Here is a 23,562-nt window from a genome sequence, read left to right as displayed (position 1 = left end):
CATCCCAAAGGGTCGCCCATCCGCTTCAGCGAACGGGATGCGGACAGCGTATGCCCGCTGCCTGACCATCAGGTGCGTCCTGTCTGGTCGGCAGCGGATTTTTAGTTGTTTTAAAGGTGGATCCCTGGTGTTGGTGCCATTGATGTTTCAACATCAATAAGCACAGATTACGCGCGATCTAGATCCAATGAAAGTCCATTGAATAAAAATTGTGATGTCCCTCTGAAAACATTAGCAATATTTTAGTTATGGTGAGAGGCTTTATCGCCGGATCGGCGATAGGAGAAAGCGAAGTTTGGGCATAGGGCGGAACAAGAGGGCGGGCGAATGACGGATTTTATGGCCTGGCTGCGTGAACATCTGGCGCAGGGGGCGGCGGCGCCGCGCTATATTCAGCTGGCGACGGCGATAGAAACCGCGATCAGGCAGCAGGTGCTGGCGGCGGAGGCATTTCTGCCGCCGGAGCGGCAGATGGCGGAAGGCCTGGGGCTGTCGCGCGTCACCGTCAGCAAGGCGATGAAACTGCTGGAGGAGAAGGGGCTGATTTCGCGGCAGCAGGGCGTTGGCACCCGCGTGGCGATGCGTATCGGCTATTCCCTCGATAAGGACAGCGGTTTTACCGCTCAGGCGCTGCGTCACGGCAGCAGCGTCAGCAACCGATGGCTGCTGCGCGCACGGGTCGGCGCGCCGGCCAAGGCCGCGGCGGCGCTGGGGATCGCGGAAGGGGATGAGGTGGTCAAACTGCGGCGTTTACGCTTGCTGAACGGCAGCCCGGTCTCGCTGGAAACCACCTATATTCCGCTGCGCTTCCTGCCTGAACCGGCGCAGCTGGAGCATTCGCTGTATGCGTTATGGCAATCGCGCGGCATCGTGCCTGAAGATAAACACTTTTTGTTGAAGGCGGTGTCCTGCAGCGGCGAGGTCGCCGAGCTGCTCAACGTACCGTGCGGCGCGCCGTTGTTGCACATCATCCAAACCAGCCGCAACGCCCGGGGCGAGGCGCTGGAGTTCAGCGATATCTTGTGCCGCAGCGACGTTTATGAATTCGAGGTGAATGGTTAGCGAAATAACCATGCTCTTTTTGCCACTAGTGCGTATAATCGCCGCCCGGCGATTAATTAACCTGTAAAAAGAGCAGCAGAATGAGCACCACCAGCCTGATCCAACCCGATCGTGAACTGTTTTCTTATAAGCCTTATTGGGCGGAATGTTATGGCACCGCGCCGTTTTTACCGATGTCGCGAGCAGAGATGGATCAACTGGGTTGGGACAGCTGCGACGTGATCATCATCAGCGGCGACGCCTATGTCGATCACCCGAGCTTCGGCATGGCGATCATCGGCCGCATGCTGGAAGCGCAGGGCTTCCGCGTCGGCATCATCGCGCAGCCGGATTGGAGCAACAAAGAAGACTTCATGCGGTTGGGGAAACCGAATCTGTTCTTCGGCATCACCGCCGGCAACATGGATTCGATGATCAACCGCTATACCGCCGATCGCAAACTGCGCCACGACGACGCCTACACCGCCGGCAACGTCGGCGGCAAACGCCCGGATCGCGCCACCCTGGTCTACAGCCAGCGCTGCAAAGAAGCCTATAAAGACGTGCCGATCGTGCTGGGCGGCATTGAAGCCAGCCTGCGTCGCATCGCCCACTACGACTATTGGTCGGATACCGTGCGCCGCTCGGTGCTGGTGGACTCCAAAGCCGACATGCTGATCTACGGCAACGGCGAACGCCCGCTGGTGGAAGTGGCGCACCGTCTGGCCGCCGGCGAGAAGATCGGCGATATCCACGATATTCGCAATACCGCGGTGATGCGTAAAGAAGCGCTGCCGGGCTGGAGCGGCGTGGATTCCACCCGCCTCGACAAGCCGGGCCGCATCGAACCTATCCCGAACCCGTACGGCGAGGATCTGCCGTGCGCCGACGGCGCCAAACCGAAGGAGCCGGAAGCCAAGCCTGTCACGGTGCGCGCCGCCAAACCGAAGCCGTGGGAGAAGACCTACGTGCTGCTGCCGTCCTTCGAGAAAGTGAAGGGCGACAAGGTGCTGTATGCGCACACCTCGCGCATTTTGCACCATGAAACCAACCCCGGCTGCGCCCGCGCGCTGATGCAAAAACACGGCGATCGCTACGTGTGGATCAACCCGCCGGCGATCCCGCTGACCACGCCGGAGATGGACAGCGTCTTCGCCCTGCCTTACCAGCGCGTGCCGCACCCGTCCTACGGTCAGGAGCGCATTCCTGCCTACGACATGATCCGCTTCTCGGTGAACATCATGCGCGGTTGCTACGGCGGCTGTTCGTTCTGTTCGATCACCGAGCACGAAGGGCGCATCATCCAGAGCCGTTCGGAAGATTCGATCGTTCGCGAAATCGAAGAGATCCGCGACAAAGTGCCGGGCTTTACCGGCGTGATCTCCGATCTGGGCGGCCCGACCGCCAACATGTATATGCTGCGCTGCACCAACCCGCGCGCCGAGCAGACCTGCCGCCGCGCCTCGTGCGTGTATCCGGAGATCTGCACTTATATGGATACCAACCACGAGCCGACCATCAAGCTTTACCGCCGCGCGCGTTCGCTGGAGGGCATCAAGAAGATCCTGATCGCCTCCGGGGTACGTTACGATCTGGCGGTGGAAGATCCGCGCTATATCAAGGAACTGGCGACCCACCACGTCGGCGGCTACCTGAAGATCGCGCCGGAGCACACCGAAGAAGGCCCGCTGTCGAAAATGATGAAACCGGGCATGGGCAGCTACGATCGCTTCAAACAGCTGTTTGATCACTATTCGAAGCAGGCGGGCAAAGAGCAGTACCTGATCCCGTACTTCATCTCTTCGCACCCGGGCACCCGCGATGAAGACATGGTGAACCTGGCGCTGTGGCTGAAGAAGAACCGTTTCCGCCTCGATCAGGTGCAGAACTTCTATCCTTCGCCGATGGCCAACTCCACCACCATGTATTACAGCGGCAAAAACCCGCTGAGCAAGGTGGGGTACAAGAGTGAAGACGTGGTGGTGCCGCGCGGCGAGCGCCAGCGTCGCCTGCATAAGGCGCTGCTGCGTTACCACGATCCGGCCAACTGGGCGCTGATCCGCACCGCGCTGGAAGAGATGGGGCTGAAGCACCTGATCGGCAGCCGCCGCGAGTGTCTGGTGCCGGCGCCGAGCATCGACGAGCAGCGCGAAGCGAAACGGCTGCAGCGCCACACCCGACCGGCGTTGACCAAGCATACCGACATCAATCGGCAGCGCACGCCGTCCAACCGGCCACCGCGCAAACCGATTCGCAAGGCCAAGCCGTAACGACGAGGCCCGCGCGCAAACAAAAAGGAGAACCCTCGGGTTCTCCTTTTTACTTTGGCTAATTACAACCGTTCGTAAGCGGCTTCCACTTTCATCAAATGGCGCGGCGCCTGCGGGGCGGGATGGTATTTGCGCACGTGCCAGTTAAAGGCTTCCGGCGACAGGTTGTTAATCATCGCGATCGCCTGCTGGCGGTTGCTGGAGAAGGTGCGCAGCAGGGCCCCGGTGCCGTTGACGTAGGCGATGATGGTGGCGTAGCGCAGCGTGACGGGATTGGCGATCCCTTTAAGCTGTTGTTTTTGCAAGGTGGCCAGATAGGCGGCGCCGAGATCGATATTGGTGTCGGGATCCCGCAGGTCATCGTCGTCCGGACAGCCGCGTTTGCCTTTGTAGCGGTAGGCGTCGCAGCCGGCGGTATCGGCTTTCAGCTGCATCAGACCGATCGCATTGGATCTGCTCACTGCGGAAGGGTTGAAGCCGGACTCCACCTGGATCATGGCGGTGATCAGCTTGGCGTCCACGCCGTATTCGCTGGCGGCGTCTTGAATGGCGCTATCGAAGGCGTGGCGATCGTAGCTGACGCGCTGTTTCTTGCCGGCGCAACCCGCCAGCACCAGCATGATGCAAAGCATGCCCAGCCGTGACCCGTGTGAGAAAGAGAATTTCATGGTGCTCCGTGCTTGTCTGTTTTTTTAACGGCGTAACCGGTGGCCGGAGCCTCCGGCGTCGTCATCATAACGTCAGGCGGCGCAAAGGAGCAATGTGCAGGAAGGAAAAGCCCCCTCCGGCGGGAGAGGGCTTGAGGGGGGTTACAGGGTATCCGGATCCGGCCCCAGGCGGTTGCCGACGTCCAGCTTGGCGATCTCGCCCAGTTCGTCCTTATCGAGTTTGAAATCAAACACCTCGAAGTTTTCGCGGATGCGCGACGGCGTGACCGATTTCGGGATCACGATAAGGCCGCTGTCCAGGTGCCAGCGCACCACGATCTGCGCCGGAGTCTTCTCGTATTTCTCGGCCAGCACCTTGATCAGCGGCTGGTCGAATACCCCTTCACCGCCCTGCGCCAGCGGGCTCCAGGATTCGGTGGCGATATGGTGCGTGGCGTTCCAGGCGCGCAGCTGGCGCTGTTGCAGCAACGGGTGCAGCTCGATCTGGTTGACGACCGGCGCCACGTTGGTTTCATCCAACAGACGCTGCAGGTGCGGCGTATGGAAGTTGCACACGCCGATGCTTTTCACCAGGCCTTGTTCGCGCAGTTTGATCAGCTCGCGCCAGGCGGAGACGTATTGATCCTGCTGCGGGCGCGGCCAGTGGATCAGATACAGATCCACGTAGTCCAGCTTGAGCTTTTCCAGACTGGTTTCCAGCGCCGCCAGCGGATCGCCCTGATCGTCGTTCCACAGCTTGGTGGTGATGAACAGGTCGCTGCGCGGCAGCGCGCTGGACTGCAGCGCGGCGCCGACGCCTTCCTCGTTCTTGTAGATCGCGGCGGTGTCGATGGAGCGGTAACCGATCTCCAGCGCTTTGCTGACCGCGCGGGTGGTCTCTTCAATACTCGCCTGCCAAACGCCGAGACCCAACTGCGGCATCAGATTACCATCGTGGAGTTTGATGATGGGTTGTTGCGTTGTCATGCGCATCTCCTTGTGTACGGATTGCGGCGCCTGCGGCACCGAAACGGCTATAGATAAATTCTAGTTGGCAAAATGGGCGGTTGCCGGGTTTGCCAGCCTAATTTCAGCGGTGGCGGGAGGGCGATTTTCTCCCCGCTCTCCCTGCGAATGAGCGGTAAGACGAAGGGTGCGAAACGAGCGGCGGCGCGCTGAGGCGCCCGACTGCGCCCGGCGATCGGCCGAGCGCAGAATGCGGCGAAAAATGGCTGGCGAAGACTAAAGCCTAGCAAAAAATCGCCGTTTTGCGATTAACGCGCCGCTTCATAAATGCGGCGGCTGACGTCCAGGGTGATGTCCTGATGCTCGCCCAGGGCGGTCATGCCGTGCTGCTGCAGCTTGTCGAGCAGCGCGGGAATGCTGCTGCCGTCGAGCTGATAATCCGCCATGCGGGTCGGCACGCCCATCTGCTCGAAGAAGGCGCGGGTGGCGGCGATCGCGTCGTCGATGCGGCTGTCTTCGCTGCCTTCGCGCAGGCCCCAGACGCGTTCAGCGTACTGCAGCAGCTTTTCGCGTTTCTGCGCTTTCTTCTCGTGCAGCAGCGCCGGCAGCACGATGGCCAGCGTTTGCGCGTGGTCGAGGTCGTGCATGGCGGTCAGCTCATGACCCAGCATGTGGGTCGCCCAGTCCTGCGGCACGCCGGCGCCGATCAGGCCGTTCAGCGCCATGGTGGCGCTCCACATCACGTTGGCGCGCACCGCATAGTTCTCCGGCTCGGCCAGCGCGCGCGGGCCGTCTTCCAGCAGGGTCAACAGCAGGCCTTCGGCGAAGCGATCCTGCACCTTGGCGTCGACCGGGTAGGTCAGATACTGTTCCAGGGTGTGTACGAAGGCGTCGACCACGCCGTTGGCTACCTGGCGCGGCGGCAGCGAGTAGGTCACCACCGGATCCAGCACGGCGAAGCGCGGCTGCACCAGCGGTGAGAAGAAGTGCTGCTTGTCGCCGCTGCTCTTCCGGGTGATCACCGCGCCGCTGTTGGATTCTGAACCGGTGGCCGGCAGCGTCAGCACGCAGCCCATCGGCACCGCGTCAGTGATGTGGCTGCCGACGGTCTGCAGAATATGCCAGGCATCGCTGTCGGCCGTATAACGAGCCGCGGCGGCGATGAACTTGGTGCCGTCAACCACCGAACCGCCGCCGACCGCCAGCAGGAAATCGATGTTTTCCGTTTTCACCACCTCGACCGCTTTTATCAGGGTTTCGTAGGTCGGGTTAGGTTCGATGCCGGAGAATTCCCGTACGTCGCGGCCGGCCAGCGCGCTATACACCTGGTCGAGCACGCCGTTTTTCTTCACGCTGCCGCCACCGTAGGTGATCAGAATGCGCGCGTCCGCCGGGATCTGGCCGGCCACTTCGGCGATTTGCTGCTTGCCGAACAGGATTTTGGTTGGGGTATGCAGAATGAAGTTTTGCATGGTTGATTTCTCTCTTTCTATCAGGCGGGCGCCAAAGCGGCGCAAAGGTTTCTGGCCCGTATTGTCAGCAACCTGGCGGTAACGCACAATGCACATTCCTGTTTGGTTCTTGCCTATTTCTACAGCTGACTGTAGAAATGGAGAGTTTTAAATTATGATTTATGCCGAATCGTTCTGACTGTAAGAGGGTGTTTCCGTGATTGAAATCGATGCGCTGCGCAGCCGCATGGCGCGCCAGGCGATGGCTATCGCCACCGACAACGGCTATACGCCGTCACCGGTGCCGCGGGTGAAGATCCTGTATGTCGATCGCCACTGCCCGCGCCAGCCGGTGATGTACGAACCGGGGATCGTCATCATCTTTCAGGGGCACAAGGTCGGCTATTGCGGCAACAAGGTGTTTCAGTACGATCCGCGCAACTACCTGCTGATGACGGTGCCGCTGCCGTTCGAGTGCGAAACCTTCGCCAGCCCGGAGCTGCCGCTGGTTGGGTTGGCGGTCAATATCGATACCCAAATGCTGCAGGACTTGCTGATCGACATCGGCGACGACGACTACCTGATGCAGCCGCGCGCGGAGAGCAACGGCGTAAACCTGGCCGAGCTGACGGAAGAGCTGTTGTGCGCCACCGAACGTCTGCTGGACGTGATGGCCAAGCCGCTCGACGCTCGGGTGTTGGGGCCGCAGATCGTGCGCGAGATCCTCTACTACGTGCTGCGCGGCGCCTGCGGCGCGTCGCTGCAGGAGCTGGTCAACCGTCATACCCATTTCAGTCAGATCGCCAAGGCGCTGCGGCGCATAGAAAATCAGTATGCCGAGAGCCTCAACGTCGAGCAGTTGGCCGGCGAGGTCAACATGAGCGTGTCGGCGTTTCACCATAACTTCAAGGCGGTGACCAACACCTCGCCGCTGCAGTACGTGAAGTCGTACCGGCTGCACAAGGCGCGTTTGCTGATGGTGCATGACGGCCTGAAGGCCAGTACCGCGGCGATCCGCGTCGGCTACGAGAGCGCGTCGCAGTTCAGCCGTGAATTCAAACGCCTGTTTGGCGTCACGCCGGGGGATGAAGTCGCCCGGCTGCGCGACGCCAATCCGCTGATGCTGGAGGGGTGAGCCGCCGCCGGGCGGCGGGCTATGGGGTCAGCACGATCTTGCCGAACGGGCCGCGATCGAGGTGATCCAACGCCTGCGGCAGTTGATCGAGCCGGTATACCTGGTCGATCACCGGCTGCAGGTTGACGGCGTCCACGGCGCGCACCAGATCTTCCAGCGCGCGGCGGTGGCCGACGCCGATGCCCTGGATCGCCGCCGATTTCAGCAGCAGCAGGCCGGCGGGGGCGGTGATCTCGGCGCCCGCCAGCACGCCGATCACTGAGATGCGGCCGCCCACCGCCACGGCGCGCACCGAGTTGCCCAAATTCGGGCCGCCGACGGTATCGATCACATGGTCGATGCCGCGATCCTGCGTCAGCGCATAAATCGCCTCCACCCAATCGCCGTCCAGCCGGTTGATGCCATGATTGGCGCCCAATGCCAGGGCTCGCGCCAGCTTTTCATCGCTGCCGGAGGTGACATAGACCTCCGCGCCGTGGGCTTTGGCGATCTGCAGCGCGAACAGCGCCACGCCGCCGGTGCCTTGCACCAGTACCGTCTCGCCGGCATGCAGTTTGCCCTGTTCCACCAGCGCGAACCAGGCGGTCAGCCCGGCGCAAGGCAGGGTGCTGGCCTGCACGTCGTCCAGCGACGCCGGCGCCGCCACCAGCCACTCTTCATGCAAAATCACGTATTCCGCCAGCACGCCCTGATAGAAGCCGCCAAGGGTGTGGTAAGGCACCTGGCGCGCATCGCCGTACGGTTTTTGCCGGCCGTCGATCCAGCCGGGGCTGAAGGTAGAAATGACTCGGGCGCCAGGTTGGAAACGGCTGACGCCGGGCCCGACGGCGTCGACCTCGCCGGCCATGTCCGAGGCGGGGGTGAACGACTGCGGCAGCGTCAGCCCCATGCCGCTTTCAATCATCATTTTGTCGCGGTAGTTGAGCGCTACCGCCTTCACTTTCACTCTGATCTCGCGCGGCCCCGGCTGCGGGATCGCGTCGGTGGTCAGCTGCAGGTGTTCACGCCCGAGGGCGTCCATCGTCCAGCGTTGCATCGTGTCGGTCATGATGTTCTCCAAAGTCAGCGATTAACGACCTGTCGATAATATCGTTGATGAAGGTTCGCCAGTGGCGATAAGATTTCCGCAGATTGTTTCTTTTAGAGCGACAAACCATGAGCGATCGATTGAGCGGCATTTCGGTATTCGTCACCGCCGTGGAGGCGGGCAGTTTTGCGTTGGCGGCCAGTCGGCTGCACCTGTCGCGCTCGGCGGTGGGGAAAACGATCGCCCGGCTGGAACAGCGGCTGGGCGTGCGGCTGTTTCATCGCACCACCCGCAGCCAGAGCCTGACCGACGATGGCGCGTTGTTCTATGAGCGTTGCCTGCGGGCGCTGGAGGAGATCCGCGGCGCGGAAACGCTGCTGGAGTCGGGCAAGCGGCAGGTCAGTGGCCGGCTGCGGGTATCGATGCCGGTGTTGTTTGGCCGCATGTGCATCGCGCCGCTGCTGACCGAGCTGACGCGTGAGCATCCCGGCCTGGAGCTGGAGCTGTCGTTCAGCGATCGGGTGGTGGATCTGATTGAGGACGGCTTCGATATGGCGATCCGCAACGGCACGCTGGCCAACAGCAATGGGCTGGTGGCGCGGCGCATCGGCGATCACCGCATGACGCTGTGCGCCTCGCCGGCCTATCTGCAGCGGTGCGGCGAACCGCACAGCATTGAGCAACTGGCTCAGCACGAGGCGGTGACCTATATGCGCGCCGGCGCGCGGCGCAGCTGGCGGGTGCTGGACGAGAACGGCGAGCCGCAGGAAGTGATGCCGAATAACCGATTGCAGATGGACGATTTGCAGGCGATTGCGGATGCGGCGACGGCCGGGTTCGGCATCGCCTGGCTGCCGTGTTGGCTGGTGCGTGAGCAGCTGTTGAGCGGGGCGCTGGTGCGCCTGCTGCGCGATCGGCCCGGCGCCGCCTTTGAAGCGCATGCGGTGTGGCCGCACACGCCTCACCTGCCGCTGAAGGTGCGGCTGGCGGTGGATACGCTGGTGAGCAAGTTGCCGCCTCGCCTGGCGTTGGTCGAGAAAGCGCTGTAGCGCGCCGGGATCAGGAAGAGGAAGCGCGTTTTTTACGCCAGACCACCAGCATGGCGCCGAGCAGGCCGACGAACAGCAGCAGCAGCGGCAGCAGCATCAGGCCGGTCATCACCTGGCTTTCGTGGCGTTTCACCAGCGGAATTTGGCTGAAAGCGTAGCCGAGGCCGACCAGCGCGCAGACCCAGATCGCTGCGCTCAGCCAGTTGAAAACCTGGAAGCGCGAGCTGTTGAGCCCGGAAATGCCGGCCATGGTCGGCAGCAGCGTGCGCACGAAGCCGAGGAAGCGGCCGATCAGCAGCGCCGTCAGCCCGTGGCGGTTGAACAGGTTATGCGCGCGCTGATGGTATTGCGCCGGCAGTTGCAGCAGCCAGCCTTTCACCAGGCTGGTGTGGCCCAGCCAGCGGCCCTGGATATAGCTCAGCCAGCAGCCGAGGCCGGCGGCGGCGGTCAGAATCAACAGGGTGGGGGCAAAGCCCATCACGCCTTTGGCGATCAGCGCGCCCGACAGCAACAGCAGGCTATCACCGGGGAGGAAGGAGGCGGGCAGCAGTCCGTTTTCCAAAAACAAGGTGGTGAAAAGTACGGCGTAAACCACCCAAATCACGCTGGGATCGGCGAGGGCGATGAAGTCCTGCTGCCAAAGCGCATGAATAATCTCTCGTAATACATCCATTTTATGTCCTGTTGCATGCCGGTTGCGCCCGGGGTCACGTTCTCCAGGATGCGGCGGTTACCGTATCTGACAGTTACCCGGTTAGTGTACCGCTAATAGCTTAAGCCGACATTAAACGAGACGAAGAAAATTACCGGAATCCGCCTTAGCGCACGCCGTTGAGGCGATCGAAGCCGGCCGCCAGATCGGCGATCAGGTCTTCGACGTTCTCCAGACCGATATGCAACCGCACCAGCGTGCCGGAAAAATCGACGCCGCCCGCCGGGCGGATCGCTTCCAGCTCTTCCGGCTGATTGGCTAGGATCAGCGACTCGAAGCCGCCCCAGGAGTAGGCCATGCTGAAGTGGCTGAAGTTGTCCAGGTAAGCGGCCAGCTGCGCCTCATCCAGCCGCTCTTTCAGCACGAAAGAGAACAGCCCGTTGCAGCCGCTGAAGTCGCGGCGGTAGAACGCGTGGCCCTTGCAGCTGGGCAGGGCCGGGTGATTGACCGTCGCCACCTCCGGCCGTTCGGCCAGCCAGTTGGCGACCTCAATGCTGCTGCGTTCGTGCTGCTTGAGCCGCACGCTCAGGGTGCGCAGGCCGCGGCTCGCCATGTAGGCGGTGTCGGCATCCACCATCTGCCCCATCAGATAGGAGTACTCGCGCAGTTGCTCCCAACAGCGCGCGTTGGCGACGGCGGTGCCGAGCATGTAATCGGAATGGCCGATCAGGTATTTGGTGCCGGCCTGAATGGAAATGTCGATGTCGAAATCCAGCGCCTTGAACAGCACGCCCGCCGCCCAGGTGTTGTCTATCATGATCACCACGTCCGGCGCCACGGCGCGAATGGCCTGCACCATCGCCGGGATATCCTGCACTTCCAGGGTGATGGAGCCGGGGGACTCAAGGAACACCACGCGGGTATTGGGTTGGATAAGCGTGGCGATGTCGGCGCCGATCAGCGGATCGAAATAGGTGGTGCTGACGTTCATGCGGCCGAGGATGTGGGTGCAGAAGTCCTGGGTCGGTTCATACGCTGAGCCGGTGACCAGCAGGTGATCGCCGGCGCCGACGAACGACAGGATCGCATTGGCCACCGCAGCCGCGCCGCAGGGGTACAGCACGCAGCCGGCGCCGCCCTCCAGCTCCACCATCGCATCCTGAAGCGCGAAGTGGGTCAGCGTGCCGCGTCGGCCATAAAACAGCTCGCCGTGGGCGCGTTGCGCGGTGGCCTGTTTTTTGGCGGCGACGGAGTCGAAGACCAGGGAAGAGGCGCGTTGAGTCACGGGGTTGACGGAGCCCTGGGTGTAGCGTTTGCCGCGGCCGGCGCCGATCAGCGTGGTTTCGATGTGTTTTGACGTCATGGTACCTGGCTCACCTCTGGTTGCTCTGCACTGCCCGTTTGCGATAGCCCTTACGTTAGCATGAGTTATTATAGCCATCCAGACGTTTTAACTTCTGGATATAGAAACGGCTATAATTGGCTGCCGCCCGCGCATTTTTCGCGTCATCCTTCTGCCGAGCGGCCAGAGAGAAGCCCATTCATCGGTCGAGACGCCGTTCGGCAGCGTGGCGTTGTTGCGCCGTTGTGGGAGAAAAGTAACGAAATCGCCCTATAAAAGGGGCTTTTAGCGGTGAACGGGCGTGGATTGGCGTTTGGTTGCGGAGGTGTCTAAAATTTTCTCGTTTATTTGGTAAATAATAATGAGAACTACTATCAATCCCCGGTTGGTTTGATATGATCGCACGCTGAATTATTCCTTATTTTGATCGGTAATGGGTGGAGGCACAGCGTGAAAACGGCTGGCAAGAATTTAAATCAAGGATCGTTCGGCCAGGGCCGGGCGCAGTGGGGCAAGGCCTTTGGCCGCAGCCTGATGGCTTCAATGGTGCTGGTCGTAGGGTTGGCCGGCAGCGCGCAGGCTGCGCCGGCGACCCATCCGGCCGTTGCCGAAAGCGTTGCGCCGGCCACCACGCCTGCGCCTGCAGCCGCCGCGCCGGAAAGCATCACGCCGGTGAACCCGGCGCCCACGATCCAGCCACCGGAAACCCGCGGTATGGACTTGTCCATTTGGGGCATGTACCAGCACGCCGACGCGGTGGTGAAAGCGGTGATGATCGGCCTGGTGCTGGCGTCTATCGTGACCTGGACCATTCTGTTCGCCAAAGGCAGCGAACTGCTGCGCGCCAAGCGCCGTCTGCGCCGCGAGCAGTCGGCGTTGGCCGACGCGCGCTCGTTGGATGAAGCTTCCGAGCTGGCGCAAAATTTCTCCCCGGAGAGCGTCAGTGCGGTGCTGCTGAACGATGCGCAAAACGAGCTGGAGCTGTCCGCCGAGTCTGACGATAACAACGGCATCAAAGAGCGCACCGGTTTCCGCCTCGAGCGCCGCGTGGCGGCCTACAGCCGCAACATGGGCCGCGGCAACGGCTTTCTGGCCACCATCGGCGCCATCTCGCCGTTCGTCGGCCTGTTCGGTACCGTATGGGGCATCATGAACAGCTTCATCGGCATTGCCCATTCGCAGACCACCAACCTGGCGGTCGTGGCGCCGGGCATCGCCGAGGCGCTGCTGGCGACCGCAATGGGCCTGGTGGCGGCGATCCCGGCGGTGGTGATCTACAACATCTTCGCCCGCGTCATCAGCGGCCATCGCGCCCAGGTGGGCGACGTGGCGGCACAGGTCTTGCTGCTGCAGGGCCGCGATCTGGATCTGGCCGCAACGGCGGAAGCCAAGCGCTCACAGCACGCACATCAACTGCGGGCGGGGTGAGTCATGGCGATGCGCTTAAATGAAGATCTGGACGACAGCGGCGAACTGCATGAAATCAACGTGACGCCGTTTATCGACGTCATGTTGGTGCTGTTGATCATCTTTATGGTGGCCGCGCCGCTGGCAACGGTAGATATCCGCGTCGATCTGCCGGCTTCTTCCGCCAAGCCGCAGCCGCGGCCGGAAAAACCGGTCTTCCTGTCGGTGAAGGCCGACAAGCAGCTCTACGTCGGCGATCAGCCGGTGAATGCCGATCAGCTGACCTCGGTGCTGGATCAACGCACTCAGGCGAACAAAGAAACCACCATCTTCTTCCAGGCGGACAAGAGCGTGGACTATGAAACGCTGATGAGCGTGATGGACACCCTGCGTAAAGCCGGTTACCTGAAAGTGGGGCTGGTGGGCATGGAAGGCGCCGCCAAGTAGCGGCAGCAAAACGATAAAGGGCGCTCAGGCGCCCTTTTTTTACGGCTAAAGAGATGTCACGCCTTTGCCAACAAATCCCTGGAACCGGCATGGCGCCAGTGGATGCGGCCCGGCAGATACAGCGCGTTCTGTTCCAGCGGCCGCTCGTCGATAAGCGCGGTGACATTGTCGAAGCTATGTTGCGCCAGTGCCAGGCAGTCTTGCGCGACCGTGTCTATCTTCAGCGTCATGCAGTCGAACAGGTAGTGATCGTCGAAGCTGCACAGGTGAATGTCGCTCTCCATCAGCTGATGCTGAGTCAGATAACGCAATACGCCTTCCAGCAGGCCGCAGGCGGCGGTAAACAGCGCTTTGGGCGGACGCCCTAACTGTGCGCACAGCTGAGCGAACATCTCGTAACCTGAGCTGGGGTGATAGTTGCCGTTGATGATCCATTCCGGTTTGCACGTTACGCCGGCGCGCTCCAGGCCAAGCTGGAAGCCGGCCAGGCGATCGCGGGTCGGCGAAATGCGCGGCTGCCCGCCGAGAAAATAGATCTCATCCGGATGTTGGCGCGCGACCGTTTCCACCAGGTCGGCGGTCGAATTGACCGAATCGGTGATCACCAGCGGCAGTTCGGAGCCGGCGATCAGGCGATCCATCTGCACCACCGGCAGCCCGGCGTTGATCTTCTGGTATTCTGCGTCGTTCAACTGGCTGGAGGCGACGATCAAGCCGTCCACCTGCCGCTGTACCAGACTGTTCACCGCCATCATCTCCTGCGCCGGGTTTTCATCGGTGCAGGCGATCAACAGCTGCAGGCCGGCTTCGCGGCACAGCGTTTCCAGCTCGCGTGAAATCACCGCAAAGCCGTAGTTGGTCATCTCCGGCACCACCAGCCCCAGCGTGTGGCTGCGGTTGGAACGCAGGGAGCGGGCGTGGATGCTGGGCTGATAATGGTGCTCGTGCGCCAGCGCCAGAATGCGGTCGCGGGTGTCGTCGGACACCCGGTATTCCTTGCTGCGGCCGTTCAGCACCAGGCTGGCGGTCGATTTCGACACCCCGGCCAGCGTGGCGATGTCACTGATGGTAATGCGTTTATTTTTTTTCACTGACGCCATCTGAAGTCATCGGAGGATGCGTCATTCTAGCATGCATGGCGTCAGCGGCCAGTATTCCAACGCCAGCGGCGCGTTTCCGGACAGCCGCAGTTGCGGCTCAATGGCCGGGAAGTAGCGCGCGCTCATCACGGCCTCGCCGCGGTTGATGAAGATCTCCACGCTGGAACGATCGAACAGCAGCTGCAGATGCGTGACCGGGCCGCGCCAGTAACGGTGCTCCGGCTGGCCGTCGGCCAGGGAAGCGCGCGTCAGCCGCAGCCTTTCGCCGTCCCAGTTCAGCGTCATGGCGTCGCCAAAGGCGGCGTTGAACGCGCCCTGCGGCGCCAACTGCAGCTCCGCGGCCCCCAGCGCGCAGGCGGGGGCGTCATCGGCTCGGCCCTGCCAGCATGTTCGTTCGCCGCGCAGCTGTTGCAGCTCGCGCGCCGGGCGCTGGTGGAGGCGGCCATGCCGCAGCGACAGTTCGCGCGGGCAGGTCATGGTGTGGATCCAGCCGTAACGGCGCGTCGGATGGGCTTCTTCATCTTGCTCGGGCACGCCCATCCAGCCGAACAGCAGGCGGCGGCCATCTTCCGCCAACGTCGTCTGCGGCGCGTAGAACTCGAAGCCGGCGTCCAGCTCGCGGAATTCGCCGTGGCTGAAGGCCGCCTGCCGGTAATCCAGCTTGCCGAGCAGATAACCGGCCTGATAACGGTTGAGATAGCGTTCCGGCTGCGGCGTCAGCCCCTGCGGACAGCAGATCAACACCTCGTCGCCGTCCAACGAGAACAGGTCCGGGCACTCCCACATGTAGCCGAATTCCTCTAAGCCGTTCAGTCCGGAACCGGCGATCTCTCCCAGCGCTTGCCAGCCGCGCAGATCGGCGGAGCGCAGTAACAGCACCTTGCCGCGATCCTGCAAGTCCCGCGCGCCGAGCACCATGTACCACGCATTCTGATGACGCCACACTTTCGGATCGCGTACGTGCCCGCTGTAGCCCGCCGGCAGCGGCAGCACCGGCCCGAGTTTGCGGTACTCGCTCCGATCGCTTTCCTGAGCCAGGCACTGGTAAGCGGTGCGTGAGCCGTCGGGGAATTTCACGTTGCCGGTGTAGATCAGCGTGATTTTGTCTTCCGCCACCACCGCCGAGCCGGAGTAACAGCCGTGGCTGTCGTAACAGGCGCCCGGCGCCAGGGCGATCGGCTGATGCGCCCAACGCAGCAAGTCGGTCGACTGCCAATGTCCCCAGCACTTGTTGCGATGGTCGCAGCCCAGCGGATTCCATTGATAGAACAGATGATAAACGCCGTTGTGCTGAATGAAGCCGTTGGGATCGTTCAGCAGGCCAACGCTGGGCGCCAGATGCCAGGCCGGGCGGTGCGGATCGCGCAGCGCGAGTGGCAGGCCGTTCATGACCGCCCGCATTGCCTGTTTGATTAAGCTGAGCTCCTCCATCATTGCGCGTCCGTTTTATATTTCAGCAGCAGGGAGAGGGCGAAGGCGCTGCCAAACGCGATCGCCAGGCCGATGATATAGCTGACCAGCGAACTGGCCTGCACGATCGCCATGCCGGGGATCGCCGTCAGCCCGACCGCATTCATGCCGACATGATTGGCCACCACCCAGGCGCCGCCGAGCGCGCCGCCCGCCAGCGCCGCCAGGAACGGTTTCACGAAGCGCAGGTTGATGCCGAACAGCGCCGCCTCGGTGATGCCGAGCATGGCGGAAAAGGCTGAAGGCACCGCGATGGCTTTGATTTTGGCATCGCGCGTTTTGAAATACACCGCCAGGCAGGCGCCGCCCTGAGCGATGTTGGCCATCGACCAAATCGGCAGCAGGAAGTTGACGCCGATGTTGGGGTTGCCGAGCAGCCCGGCCTCCACCGCGTGGAAGCTGTGATGGATGCCGGTGATGACAATGGCGGAATAGAGGCCGCCGAACAGCAGGCCGGCGAACCAACCGGCATGGGCGATCAGCGTGCTGAGCACGAAGGAGATGCCGTCGCCCAGCGCCCGGCCGGCGGGGCCGATAAACAGCAGGGCGACAAACCCGGAGATCACGACCGTCAGGAACGGCGTCAGGATCAAATCCAGCGCGTTGGGGATCACCTTGCGCAGGCGTTTTTCCAACAGGCTCATGAACCACACCGTCAGCAGCACCGGAAATACCGTGCCCTGATAGCCGATCATGGCGATCTCCAGACCGAAGAAGTTCATGGTATGGAACCCTCCGGCGACGCCCCAGGCGTTGGTCAGAGCCGGGTGCGTCAGAATGCCGCCGAGCGTGGCGCCCAGATAGGGGTTGCCGCCGAATTCACGGGCGGCGGTGAAACCGATCAGAATCGGCAGGATAATGAACGCCGCCGAGCTGAACATGTTCAGCATCACGAACAGCGCGCTGTCGGCATCCGCCCAGCCATAGGTTTTCACCATGCCGAGCAGCCCCATCAGCAGGCCGGAGGCGACGATGGCCGGGATGATCGGCACGAAGATGTTCGACAGCAGGCGGGCGATGCGCTGCAGCGGGTTGAGCTTTTTCGCCGCGATATCGGCGGCTTCGGCTTTGCTGGATTCGCTGACGCCCGCCGCCTTGATGAATTCCGCATGCACCTTGTTGACCAGCCCGGTGCCGAAGATCACCTGGATCTGACCGGCGTTGCTGAAGCAGCCTTTGACGCCGTCCAGTTTGCCGATGGCCTCTTTGTCCACCTTGCTGTCGTCCACCAGCACCAGGCGCAGGCGCGTGGCGCAGTGGGCGGCGCTGGCGATGTTCTCTTTACCGCCGAGCAGCGGCAACAGCGCGTTGGCGGTTGCGGTAATGTCCATGTTGTCCCCTTGCTGAATTAAAATGCCGCCGCGCTCTGCGCGGCGGAAATACGTTCATCGATGTCAGAAGAAATACTTGAATCTGGCGCGCACGCCATAACGCTGGTCGTTGTCGCCGTTGGCGATCTTGTTCTCGGCGTTGGCTTCCAGCAGCGAAACATAGGCGCCTAAATACACATTGAAATTCTTCATATTCATAATGTTAGGTATCTGATACGACGCGTGAACGGTGTGGATGTCGTAGTTGCCCGGCTCGCTGAGCGGATTGTGGATATCGGCGGCGATCCCGGCGGTATTGAACTCTTTGATGTTGTTGTGCGCATAGATATAACCCAGTTCGAAGCGCCGCCACAGCACGTTGACGCCGGCGGTCAAGTCCTGCTCGCCGGCGGCGTCCAGGTAGGCGGTGCTCAGGTTGGCCACCACGCCGTTATCCGGATCGGCCGCGTTGGTGTTCCAGCTCATGGTCATGCCGTAGCCGTTGCGCTTGGATTGATCGACGAAGCGGCCCTGGCTGTCCTGATAGCCGTAGGCATTATTCACCACGTTGCTTTCCATCGCCGCCGCGATGCTGAAGGCCTCTTTCTTCCAGGCGATCACCGGGCGCAAATAGGCGACGTTTTTCTTATTGTTCAGCGCATTGCCGTGGTAGCTGTTGTCCTGGAACAGTGAGGTGCCGTCTTCCACCAGCGTGTTCAGTTCGAAATAGACATCCCCGGCGTATTTGCTCAACATCAGGTTTCCGCCGCTGCTGCTGCGGCCACGGCCTTCTTTCATCATATAGATATAGCCAAAGCCGTCAGCGTAAAGATCGTTGGCGGTGTTGCCTGAATACTGAATGAAAGTGTCCTGATTCAGCGGGAACATGTCGTAGGCTTCGAAGCGGCCGATTTTGGTTTGCCAGTTCTTTTCATTGCCGAAGAAGAAAGCGGCGTCGTCCAGGTTCATTTTGCCGGTCATGTCCGCCAGCGGCTGGACGCTGAAGCCGGAGAAGTTGCCGTCCGGATTGCGGCGATAGCCGTCCAGCCCCACCAGAATGCGGCCGTTGATATCCCAGCGCTCTTTGTTGCCGGGTTTCCAATCCTTGTGATCGCTGCCTTTCAACGACGTCAGTTGGCCGCTGCGGCTGGCGCCGTCCAGATTGAACTCCACGTCGCCGTATAGCTTCAGATCGTTAAAGCCGTTCAGTTTCAGCGCGCCGGTCGCGGGGGATTGCGTTTCCAGCGCGGCGGCGCGTTGCGCGACCCGCGCGGTTTGCCGCTCGGTGCTGGCGGTACGCTGCTCCAGCTGTTGCGCCCGGCGTTCCGCCGCCGTGGCGCGGGTTTCAGCCTGAGCGGCGCGCTGTTCCGCCTGCGCCAGACGTTGTTCCAGCGCGTTAAGACGCGCCTCGATACTGCCATCGCCGGAGGCCGCAGCGGCAGAAGTGGAGAGGAAAAGCCCTGTTGTTATCGCCAAATAGCTGAGTTTTTTCATCATCGTCTATCATCCGGGAAGGGTTGTTATTATTTTTTGCTAAATTGCTAAACCGGTTTTTCATGGCGAAAGATAACGATCGAGAAGCGGACTGGCAATCAAGTTTGCTAACCCGATTCAGCTATTGTGATCGAGTGCGCAAATCGTGGGGTTAAAAGACCACGGCGCCCAGGGGATCGCCGTGGATGCAGGGGATCAGCGCAGAAAAAGCGGCGAGCTCTTCGGCGCGCGGCAGGGCGGTCATGGCGCCTTTGGCGGTGGTGGCCAGCGCGCCGCAGGCCTGAGCCTGAGTGATAATCGCCGGCCATTGCGCTTCTTGCGGCAAAGCGTGAAGGCGCGCCAGCGCCGCTAACAGCCCGGCGACAAACGCGTCGCCGGCGCCGGTGGTATCGACCGGCACGACAGGCGCCGCGCGGAAATGACGCAGCCGTTGGCCGTCATGCACGTAGACGCCGTCGCCGCCCAGCGTGACCAGCAACAGGCGCAACGGGTAGGTTTGCATCATCCAGCGGATGCCGTTCTCCACATCGTCAAGATGGCTGATGAAAACCAGCTCTTCGCGCGACAGTTTCACCACGTCCGCCAGCAGCAACGCCTTTTGCAGGCAGGGGCGCAGCGCTTCCGGTTGGCGCCAGATCTCTTCGCGGATATTGGGATCGAAACTGACCCGCCCGCCGGCCGCCCGAATGTTTTCCATTGCCGTAAAGGCCGCGCTGCGGCTGGGCTCCTGCGACAGCGCGATGGAGCAGAGATGCAGCCACTCGCCGCGTTGGAAGGCCGGCAGATCGTCAGGCTGTAAAAACAGATCGGCACTGGGCTGTACCATGAAAGTGAATGAGCGTTCACCGTGCTGATCGAGATCCACCACTACCGTGGAGGTGTGGTGTTCGGGATCCGAAAGCATATGGTCAATATCCACCCCTTCTTCGCTCAGCACCTGCTGCAGAAAGGCGCCGAAGCTGTCTTGCCCCACTCGGCCGATAAAGGCGCTGTCGCCGCCCAAGCGGGCGACGCCCACCGCCACGTTAGCCGGCGCGCCGCCGGGGCATTTAAGATAACTGTTTGAATTTTCTGGCACCAAATCGACCACTGCGTCGCCCAGCACCCATACGCGATTCGCCATGCTTAATCCCTGTTTCTACCGATGTCTGATGGGTGGCTAAAATAGAAGAACCGGTTTAGCAAAGCAATGAAATAATGCGTCAGGCGTTTGGGGAGTGAGCAAGATCAAAAAATAGGGCGGGTCAGGCGCAGGAAATACCGCCCGCGATGCGAGCGGGCGGTATGGATGAGCGAAGCGCCTGTGGTGTCAGAATGCGACGGAACCCTGCACGAAGAAGGTGCGCGGTTCACCGACGTACTTGCCGAAGTTATTGTCGTTGGAGCGGGTAAAGTAGCGCTGATCGAACAGGTTTTTCACCCCGGCGCCCAGCGTCAGGTTCGATAGCTGCGGCCCGAAATTATATTCCCCGCGCATGTTCCACACCATGTAACCGGCGATATTGCCGAACTGACCATCGGCGCTTTCCTGCGTGACGTACTCCGGCCCGGTGCCCGGCGAATGCTGTTTGGACTGCGCGTAACCGTCCAGATTCCATACCCAGTTGCCGGTGGCGTAGCGCGTGCCGACGGTATAGACCTGGCGCGAGTAGAACGGCAGGTCTTTACCGGCGAAGTCGCCCTTGTCGGTGCTGGCCTTGGTGTAGGTATAGCTGGTGTAGACGCTGGCGCCGTCCAGCGCGCGGTTCAGCTCGCTGAGATCGTAGCTGAGCGCCAACTCGATGCCTTTGTGCTTGGTGGCGCCCATGTTGGTCCAGCCCACATCGTTGCTGATGTATTGCAGCTGATTATCGAAGTCGATATAGAACAGCGTGGCTTCGGCCTTGACCACGGTGTCGTCGTAGCGGGTGCCGAACTCATAGGTATGCGCTTTTTCCGCCGTCAGCCCCGGCGCAGGCTGGTTGCCGTTGCCGCCTTTGGTCAGCTGGAAATACTGCATGCTGCCGAACGAGGTGTTGGCGTTGGCGAACAGTTTCCAGGCGTCGGACAGGTGGTACATCACGTTCAATGACGGCAGCGGTTCGCTGTAGCTTTTCTCGCGGCTGATGTTGTTGAATGAATCGTCCACGTGGGTGCGAATGCTTTCATAACGCAGGCCCGGCGTGACCGTCCAGTTGCCGACGTTAATGGTATCGTCGATATAGAACGCGTTGGCTGCGGTGCCGCCGGAGGTGTGCTGGTAATAGTCCGGGGTATCCGGCGTGGCGCCGACATTCGCCGGGTTATACCAGGCCGAACGCGACGCCTTTTCATCCATGGTTTCATTCAGGTAGCGGTAACCGAGGGTGATCTCGTGCGCCATATCCCAGAAGCGAAACAGCTGCGAATAGCTTGGTTCGATCGCCCAGGTCGAATAGTGGCGCGGATAGGACACCATGCGCCGCAACCCGGCATTTTTGCCGGTGCCTTCCGACTCGATGTTGCTGCCGCGGTAGCTGTCGGTGAAGTAGGTCAACACTTCGAACTGTTTGTCGTCTTCCTGATGTTTGTATTTGAACGACATATCCTTGCGGCGGCCTTCGAACTGGTCCCAGGGACGCGTGGACTGGAACGGGTTCTGCGCGTATTGCGCGCTGCTCAGCCCGCCCGGCATGCCGGCTTTGGCGTCGTAGTAGTGGAAATTGGCCAGCAGTTCGTCGCGATCGGTGAACGCATAACGCGTTTTCAGCATGAAATCGTCGATGTCGGTGTTGTCGTTGTTGTCGCGGTAGCCCTGGCCGTGCAGGCCGGAGTAAAGCAGCTCGGCGCCGAAGCCGTTATCTGCGGTGCCGCCCACCGAGGCGCTGGTCAGGGTCTTCAGGCCGCCGTGGCTGGCGCCCTGAGTTTGCACGCCGGCGGTGCCGCCAAACGCTTTTGGAATGTCGCGGGTGACGAAGTTGATCACGCCGCCGACGTTTTGTGGCCCGTAACGCACCGCGCCGCCGCCGCGCACCACGTCAACCGATTGCAGGTTGCCGATCGACAGCGGCGCCATCGACAGCTGTGGCTGGCCGTAAGGCGCGACGGCCAACGGAACGCCGTCCATCAGAATGGTGGAGCGCGGAGAAAGGCGTGAGGTCAGGCCGCGCACGCCGACGTTGAGCGAAATGTCGCTGCCGCCGGTGCCGTTGCTGTCGCGCACCTGCACGCCGGGCACACCGCGCAGGCTGTCGGCGATGGTTTGGTCGCCTTGCTCATGCATCTGCTGCTGAGTGACGATGGATCGCGCGCCCGGATGGTTGAGCAGCACCGAACTGGTATCAGGGTTGTCCAGCCAGTTGCCGACGACGGTTACCGTATCGGCATCGTTTTGAGATGAGTTATCAGCAGCAAGGATGGGGAACGCAACGGCGATAGAGGTCGCCAGCAGGGAGAGGCGAAAAAGAATTGACATAATAATGCCTTAGAAGTTTCAGACCCGGATGTGTTTTTTTAGAAACGACAATCTTAATGATAATTATTGGCAAGTAAATAGAATTGTTATGGAATAGTTAAGCGGGTAACTACATGAAGGATGCCGGTAGCAGGGCCCGGTTGGCGGGCCCTGGCGGGGATTATTGCGGCGTAAGCCAGAAGACCCCGCTGTAATCCAGCGCGGTGAATTTCTGGTGCACGCTTTCGATATCCGCTTGCGGATCAATATCTTTAAACAGCGCCGGGTGCAGGAATTTGGCGATCGCCTCGACCGCGATAAAGTTGAGCGGCGTGTCGTAAAATTGATGATAAATCGCCATCACGCGTTTTTCTTTCACCGCTTTCAACACGTTAATGCCGGTGCGATCCAGCAGATGCGCCAGTTTCTTTTGGCTGGTGGCCATATCGGTGGTGTAGCCCAGCGGCACGGCCAGCGTACCGCGATGGCCACGGCTCCAGTCGGCGCCGGTCAGCAGATAGAAATCCGGATTGCTGGCGATCACCTGTTCGACGTTCACTTCACCGCCCATGTCTGAAAACAGTTTGCTGCCGATATTGTCGCCGCCGGCGGTATCGATAAACTGCCCGAAGCTGCCTTTGCCGAAGGTATTGCAGCACTGCTCGCCTTTGATGCCGGCGCTGCGTTCGATGAAGACGCTGGGGCGCTGCTCCGGTTTCAGCGTGGCGACGCGCTGGCGCACCAGCTCGAGGCGTTGCTGATAGAAACGGATAAAGGCGTCGGCGTTGGGCTGCTCGTCAAACACTTTGCCCAACAGCGCCATGCTGGCGACGGTGTTGGTCAGCGGCTGCTGGCGGAAATCGATGATCAGCACCGGGATGCCGACTTTTTCCAGCTGGGTCAGTACGCCGCTGTCCTTCAATTTGCTCAGCAGACCGATGTCGAAAATGATCAGATCCGGTTGGCGCACCACCGCGCTCTCCACGCTGAAGTCACTGGTGTAGGGGTTGTCGAAGGTGGGGATTTGCATGACCTGCGGGAATTTTTTCGCATAGGCCTCAACCAGATCCGGGGCTTTGACCTTCAGCGAGTTGTCCCAGGCGATGATGTTTTTCAGCGGCTCCTGCGGATGCAGAATATTCAGCGCCAACAGCGCGCGGGCGTCGGCCAGGATAACGCGCTTGGCCGGTTGCGGCAGCGTAACCTGACGGCCGGCGACATCGGTAACGACGATCGGCGCGGCTTGAGCGGCGCCGGCCAACAGCAAAACGCAGGCGGCCAGCCAGCGGCCGGCTTTGGCGATAAGAACAGCGGACATGGAGATCCTTGAGTAATCGGCTAG

General features: G+C 61.3%; 19 protein-coding genes. 6 read left to right on the top strand and 13 right to left on the bottom strand.

What is annotated here, in order from left to right:
• Nucleotides 1–327 precede the first annotated feature (327 nt).
• Both SERRSCBI_RS20325 and SERRSCBI_RS20320 read left to right on the top strand, forming a co-directional pair.
• Nucleotides 328–1,062, top strand: coding sequence for a GntR family transcriptional regulator (locus SERRSCBI_RS20325; RefSeq protein WP_042785386.1), 735 nt, complete (start codon nt 328–330; stop codon nt 1,060–1,062).
• Nucleotides 1,063–1,142: 80 nt separating this feature from the next.
• Nucleotides 1,143–3,311 carry a YgiQ family radical SAM protein gene (locus SERRSCBI_RS20320; RefSeq protein WP_033651302.1) on the top strand — a complete coding sequence of 723 codons (2,169 nt, stop codon included), beginning with the start codon at nt 1,143–1,145 and terminating at the stop codon, nt 3,309–3,311.
• A gap of 62 nt (nt 3,312–3,373) precedes the next feature.
• Here the strand turns inward: SERRSCBI_RS20320 and SERRSCBI_RS20315 are convergent, their stop codons facing one another.
• The 3 genes from SERRSCBI_RS20315 to yqhD all read right to left on the bottom strand — a co-directional run bounded on the left by SERRSCBI_RS20315 (nt 3,374) and on the right by yqhD (nt 6,396).
• Nucleotides 3,374–3,979: a transglycosylase SLT domain-containing protein gene (locus SERRSCBI_RS20315; protein WP_033644624.1), complete on the bottom strand. Its 606-nt coding sequence runs from the start codon at nt 3,977–3,979 to the stop codon at nt 3,374–3,376.
• A 141-nt stretch (nt 3,980–4,120) separates the two neighbouring features.
• The gene (dkgA, locus tag SERRSCBI_RS20310) at nt 4,121–4,945 is read right to left on the bottom strand and encodes a 2,5-didehydrogluconate reductase DkgA (RefSeq protein WP_042785384.1); all 825 of its coding nucleotides are present in this window, start codon (nt 4,943–4,945) and stop codon (nt 4,121–4,123) included.
• A gap of 287 nt (nt 4,946–5,232) precedes the next feature.
• Complete coding sequence (yqhD, locus tag SERRSCBI_RS20305) at nt 5,233–6,396, bottom strand: alcohol dehydrogenase (protein ID WP_042785795.1); 1,164 nt, start codon at nt 6,394–6,396, stop codon at nt 5,233–5,235.
• Nucleotides 6,397–6,622: 226 nt separating this feature from the next.
• Between yqhD and SERRSCBI_RS20300 the strand changes: the two genes are divergently transcribed.
• Nucleotides 6,623–7,510, top strand: a complete 888-nt coding sequence (locus tag SERRSCBI_RS20300) for an AraC family transcriptional regulator (protein WP_232091456.1) — start codon at nt 6,623–6,625, stop codon at nt 7,508–7,510.
• A gap of 19 nt (nt 7,511–7,529) precedes the next feature.
• Here the strand turns inward: SERRSCBI_RS20300 and SERRSCBI_RS20295 are convergent, their stop codons facing one another.
• On the bottom strand, nt 7,530–8,558 hold the full coding sequence (locus SERRSCBI_RS20295) for an NAD(P)-dependent alcohol dehydrogenase (RefSeq protein ID WP_042785383.1): 1,029 nt from the start codon (nt 8,556–8,558) through the stop codon (nt 7,530–7,532).
• A gap of 107 nt (nt 8,559–8,665) precedes the next feature.
• Here SERRSCBI_RS20295 and SERRSCBI_RS20290 point away from each other — a divergent pair, with 107 nt between their 5' ends.
• A complete protein-coding gene (locus tag SERRSCBI_RS20290) occupies nt 8,666–9,586 on the top strand; it encodes a LysR family transcriptional regulator (RefSeq protein WP_042785382.1) in 921 nt (306 codons plus the stop codon).
• Between the two features lie 10 nt (nt 9,587–9,596).
• Here SERRSCBI_RS20290 and SERRSCBI_RS20285 read toward each other — a convergent pair whose 3' ends face one another.
• Both SERRSCBI_RS20285 and metC read right to left on the bottom strand, forming a co-directional pair.
• Complete coding sequence (locus SERRSCBI_RS20285) at nt 9,597–10,259, bottom strand: DedA family protein (RefSeq protein WP_033644630.1); 663 nt, start codon at nt 10,257–10,259, stop codon at nt 9,597–9,599.
• A gap of 145 nt (nt 10,260–10,404) precedes the next feature.
• Complete coding sequence (gene metC, locus SERRSCBI_RS20280) at nt 10,405–11,601, bottom strand: cystathionine beta-lyase (RefSeq protein WP_033644631.1); 1,197 nt, start codon at nt 11,599–11,601, stop codon at nt 10,405–10,407.
• Between the two features lie 429 nt (nt 11,602–12,030).
• Between metC and exbB the strand changes: the two genes are divergently transcribed.
• Both exbB and exbD read left to right on the top strand, forming a co-directional pair.
• A complete protein-coding gene (exbB, locus tag SERRSCBI_RS20275) occupies nt 12,031–13,008 on the top strand; it encodes a tol-pal system-associated acyl-CoA thioesterase (RefSeq protein ID WP_084587980.1) in 978 nt (325 codons plus the stop codon).
• A gap of 3 nt (nt 13,009–13,011) precedes the next feature.
• On the top strand, nt 13,012–13,434 hold the full coding sequence (exbD, locus tag SERRSCBI_RS20270) for a TonB system transport protein ExbD (protein WP_004937307.1): 423 nt from the start codon (nt 13,012–13,014) through the stop codon (nt 13,432–13,434).
• 56 nt (nt 13,435–13,490) lie between these two features.
• Here exbD and SERRSCBI_RS20265 read toward each other — a convergent pair whose 3' ends face one another.
• The 7 genes from SERRSCBI_RS20265 to SERRSCBI_RS20235 form a co-directional block, all read right to left on the bottom strand.
• Entirely contained in the window at nt 13,491–14,534 is a 1,044-nt protein-coding gene (locus SERRSCBI_RS20265) for a LacI family DNA-binding transcriptional regulator (protein ID WP_033644632.1), read from the bottom strand.
• Nucleotides 14,535–14,555: 21 nt separating this feature from the next.
• Nucleotides 14,556–15,965 (bottom strand): sucrose-6-phosphate hydrolase, encoded by a 1,410-nt coding sequence (locus SERRSCBI_RS20260; protein WP_042785381.1) that lies wholly within the window; start codon nt 15,963–15,965, stop codon nt 14,556–14,558.
• Nucleotides 15,965–17,335 carry a sucrose-specific PTS transporter subunit IIBC gene (locus SERRSCBI_RS20255; RefSeq protein ID WP_033644635.1) on the bottom strand — a complete coding sequence of 457 codons (1,371 nt, stop codon included), beginning with the start codon at nt 17,333–17,335 and terminating at the stop codon, nt 15,965–15,967. Before SERRSCBI_RS20255 ends, SERRSCBI_RS20260 begins: the two co-directional genes overlap by 1 nt.
• Nucleotides 17,336–17,398: 63 nt before the next feature.
• Nucleotides 17,399–18,808 carry a carbohydrate porin gene (locus SERRSCBI_RS20250; protein WP_033651352.1) on the bottom strand — a complete coding sequence of 470 codons (1,410 nt, stop codon included), beginning with the start codon at nt 18,806–18,808 and terminating at the stop codon, nt 17,399–17,401.
• A gap of 151 nt (nt 18,809–18,959) precedes the next feature.
• Nucleotides 18,960–19,931 (bottom strand): aminoimidazole riboside kinase, encoded by a 972-nt coding sequence (locus SERRSCBI_RS20245; protein WP_049866710.1) that lies wholly within the window; start codon nt 19,929–19,931, stop codon nt 18,960–18,962.
• 186 nt (nt 19,932–20,117) lie between these two features.
• Nucleotides 20,118–22,241, bottom strand: coding sequence for a TonB-dependent siderophore receptor (locus tag SERRSCBI_RS20240; RefSeq protein ID WP_033644638.1), 2,124 nt, complete (start codon nt 22,239–22,241; stop codon nt 20,118–20,120).
• A gap of 160 nt (nt 22,242–22,401) precedes the next feature.
• Nucleotides 22,402–23,538 carry an ABC transporter substrate-binding protein gene (locus SERRSCBI_RS20235; RefSeq protein ID WP_033644639.1) on the bottom strand — a complete coding sequence of 379 codons (1,137 nt, stop codon included), beginning with the start codon at nt 23,536–23,538 and terminating at the stop codon, nt 22,402–22,404.
• Nucleotides 23,539–23,562: the final 24 nt, after the last annotated feature.

It is taken from the genome of Serratia sp. SCBI (assembly GCF_000747565.1).
GTDB lineage: Bacteria > Pseudomonadota > Gammaproteobacteria > Enterobacterales > Enterobacteriaceae > Serratia > Serratia ureilytica.
This window is presented reverse-complemented; position numbering and strand designations above follow the sequence as displayed.

Bases quoted from the DNA above. Each gene is read 5' to 3' on its own strand.
- SERRSCBI_RS20325 (WP_042785386.1), top strand. From the start codon at position 328: ATGACGGATTTTATGGCCTGGCTGCGTGAACATCTGGCGCAGGGGGCG.
- SERRSCBI_RS20320 (WP_033651302.1), top strand. From the start codon at position 1,143: ATGAGCACCACCAGCCTGATCCAACCCGATCGTGAACTGTTTTCTTAT.
- SERRSCBI_RS20315 (WP_033644624.1), bottom strand. From the start codon at position 3,979: ATGAAATTCTCTTTCTCACACGGGTCACGGCTGGGCATGCTTTGCATC.
- dkgA (WP_042785384.1), bottom strand. From the start codon at position 4,945: ATGACAACGCAACAACCCATCATCAAACTCCACGATGGTAATCTGATG.
- yqhD (WP_042785795.1), bottom strand. From the start codon at position 6,396: ATGCAAAACTTCATTCTGCATACCCCAACCAAAATCCTGTTCGGCAAG.
- SERRSCBI_RS20300 (WP_232091456.1), top strand. From the start codon at position 6,623: ATGGCGCGCCAGGCGATGGCTATCGCCACCGACAACGGCTATACGCCG.
- SERRSCBI_RS20295 (WP_042785383.1), bottom strand. From the start codon at position 8,558: ATGACCGACACGATGCAACGCTGGACGATGGACGCCCTCGGGCGTGAA.
- SERRSCBI_RS20290 (WP_042785382.1), top strand. From the start codon at position 8,666: ATGAGCGATCGATTGAGCGGCATTTCGGTATTCGTCACCGCCGTGGAG.
- SERRSCBI_RS20285 (WP_033644630.1), bottom strand. From the start codon at position 10,259: ATGGATGTATTACGAGAGATTATTCATGCGCTTTGGCAGCAGGACTTC.
- metC (WP_033644631.1), bottom strand. From the start codon at position 11,601: ATGACGTCAAAACACATCGAAACCACGCTGATCGGCGCCGGCCGCGGC.
- exbD (WP_004937307.1), top strand. From the start codon at position 13,012: ATGGCGATGCGCTTAAATGAAGATCTGGACGACAGCGGCGAACTGCAT.
- SERRSCBI_RS20265 (WP_033644632.1), bottom strand. From the start codon at position 14,534: ATGGCGTCAGTGAAAAAAAATAAACGCATTACCATCAGTGACATCGCC.
- SERRSCBI_RS20260 (WP_042785381.1), bottom strand. From the start codon at position 15,965: ATGGAGGAGCTCAGCTTAATCAAACAGGCAATGCGGGCGGTCATGAAC.
- SERRSCBI_RS20255 (WP_033644635.1), bottom strand. From the start codon at position 17,335: ATGGACATTACCGCAACCGCCAACGCGCTGTTGCCGCTGCTCGGCGGT.
- SERRSCBI_RS20250 (WP_033651352.1), bottom strand. From the start codon at position 18,808: ATGAAAAAACTCAGCTATTTGGCGATAACAACAGGGCTTTTCCTCTCC.
- SERRSCBI_RS20245 (WP_049866710.1), bottom strand. From the start codon at position 19,931: ATGGCGAATCGCGTATGGGTGCTGGGCGACGCAGTGGTCGATTTGGTG.
- SERRSCBI_RS20240 (WP_033644638.1), bottom strand. From the start codon at position 22,241: ATGTCAATTCTTTTTCGCCTCTCCCTGCTGGCGACCTCTATCGCCGTT.
- SERRSCBI_RS20235 (WP_033644639.1), bottom strand. From the start codon at position 23,538: ATGTCCGCTGTTCTTATCGCCAAAGCCGGCCGCTGGCTGGCCGCCTGC.